Source organism: Microvirga tunisiensis, from assembly GCF_009296175.1.
In the GTDB taxonomy this organism is placed as follows: Bacteria; Pseudomonadota; Alphaproteobacteria; order Rhizobiales; family Beijerinckiaceae; genus Microvirga; species Microvirga tunisiensis.
Genome location: NZ_VOSK01000624.1, coordinates 1 through 2,131, shown reverse-complemented (window position 1 = coordinate 2,131; position 2,131 = coordinate 1). Strand labels below are relative to the sequence as shown.

Sequence of the window (2,131 nt, the reverse complement as noted above, 5' to 3'; positions counted from 1 at the left end):
ACACCTATCGCTGCCCAGCCGGGGAGCGCCTGACGCGGCGGTTTACGTCGATTGAGAACGGCATGGCTCTGCACGTGTACTGGACCACCTGCTGCGAGCGGTGTGCCCTGAAGGAGCTGTGTACGACTGGCAAGCAGCGGCGCATCAAGCGCTGGGAGCACGAGGATGTGCTCGATGCGATGCAGGAGCGACTCGACCGGGCACCGGCGACGGCACGCCTGCGGCGCCAGACGGTGGAGCACCCGTTTGGAACGATCAAGGCGTGGATGGGTGCCACGCACTTCCTGACCCGAACCTTGGAGCGGGTTCGCACGGAGATGAGCCTGCACGTGCTGGCCTACAATCTGAAGCGGGTTCTGGCGATCCTCGGGCCAGGACCGCTGCTGGCGGCAATCCAGTCCTGAGGGAGCATCGCGCTAGGCGTCCAGGCTGAGCACGATGGCTCGGACACCATCGAGACTGACATCCAGCCTGATCGACGAGCCAAATAGCCGTTGGCACTCGCGCCTCCACCGATCAGAGAACCACAGGATGCACTCAGTCGGTCGCGAGCCGCGTTTTGACACGGCCTCGGTCAATTGGGTCTTTAAGCGCAGCCGTGTAAAGATCCGCTTGCCGCGCAGGTGCGGGCGTTCGGCCTCCTTCCGTCCGTGTCATGAGCAGACATTAAGTCGACCCGCGTCAGTCCGATCACCGATGACGGATGCTGGTTACTTGCGCGTCGCGAGGGCTGCGGTGACACCAAGACCGATGAACGAGATGCCCGCGAACCAGCGCTGCAGGCGCAGGAAGCGCCGGTTGCGGCGGAGGAAATCGCCGGTGGCCCCGGCCACCAGCGCGAACATCCCATCACTCATGATCCCGAGCCCCATGAAGGTGAAGCCGAGGATGAGGATCTGCCAATGCACCGCGCCCTGCGCGGGATCGACGAACTGCGGCAGGAAGGCGAGGAAGAAGATCGCCGTCTTCGGGTTGAAGAGATTGACCACGAAACCGTCGCGGAAGACCCGGCGCAAAGGCTCAGTCGGCACTGCAGGCGCTTCGGGATCGGGGTCCTTGGCCAAGAGGGTGCGGATGCCAATCCAGATGAGATAGACGGCGCCGAGATACTTGATGATCGCGAAGGCGAGCGCCGATGACACGACGAGGGCTGAGAGACCAACGGCCGCCGCGGTGATGTGGACGATGGTGCCGAGGTGGATCCCAAGCACCGAGACCAGCCCGGCGGCCCGCCCCTGCTCGACCGAACGAGCGACGATAAAGAGCACCGCCGGGCCGGGCGTCAGCAGCAGCACCACGGACGCGACGATGAACAATCCCCACAGCGTCAGATCGGGCATAGGTTGTTGTCCTCACGTAGCTCAGCGAGCAAGCCACATCTCGGTGATCGGGACAAGAGACCACTCCTTTCCTTAGGAAGGTCCACTTATCCCTTCAACATTGGACATTGGGGTAAGGTCAGCCTCATGCCAGAAGCTGCCCCTTGTCGAGGGGACCAGCAAGGCTGTACGAAACATTCTTCTCCCCAAAATTCACAGCTACCACTACGGCATTTGACTCATTTCCGTATGGGAACATAATAAGAACATTCTCGACACAAACTTGAACAGGCACGGAATCATGCATGCCGGGCAACAGGACAGGCTTGCCGATTTGCGGCACCGGATTGCCCGGCTCGAAGGTGGCTCTCAGAAGATCAAACCTCTGCCCTTCGGTCTTCGCGAGATCGACGGTCATCTGCCAGGAGGCGGCCTTGCCCGGGGTGCCCTGCATGAGATGATCGAGGCGGGGCTCGCCTCTGAGTTCGCCGGCAGCACAACCCTGTTCACCGCAGGCATCGCAGCCCGCCTCAGGGGGCCTGTGCTCTGGTGCCTGACTCGCCGGGACTTGTTCGCGCCCGGCCTCTTGCGCGCCGGCCTGCATCCGGACCGTGTGATCTATGCCGAGGCGGAGCGCGAGGGAGAAATCCTGCCGCTCATCGAAGAAGGCCTGCGCGAGAAGGGACTAGATCCTCGGCACAGTGATTATGACCCTTTGGCGAGTGGCTCGAGAGGGGCGAGTTTAGGATAGGCGCGGCTCATTTTGGCCCGGGCCTTTTCGGTCGTGAACATCCAGGTGATGCGTGCGCCGC

General features: G+C 62.5%; 3 protein-coding genes. 1 reads left to right on the top strand and 2 read right to left on the bottom strand.

The annotated features are described in order from the left end of the window. A partial coding sequence (locus tag FS320_RS42140; RefSeq protein ID WP_244627736.1) for a transposase occupies positions 1–404 on the top strand: 404 nt, incomplete at its 5' end. Between the two features lie 306 nt (positions 405–710). On the opposite strand, the gene FS320_RS42135 is transcribed toward FS320_RS42140, so the two are convergent. Then, positions 711–1,340 (bottom strand): LysE family translocator, encoded by a 630-nt coding sequence (locus tag FS320_RS42135; RefSeq protein ID WP_152718489.1) that lies wholly within the window; start codon positions 1,338–1,340, stop codon positions 711–713. Between the two features lie 124 nt (positions 1,341–1,464). Continuing rightward, a complete protein-coding gene (locus FS320_RS42130) occupies positions 1,465–1,773 on the bottom strand; it encodes a hypothetical protein (RefSeq protein WP_152718488.1) in 309 nt (102 codons plus the stop codon). Positions 1,774–2,131: the final 358 nt, after the last annotated feature.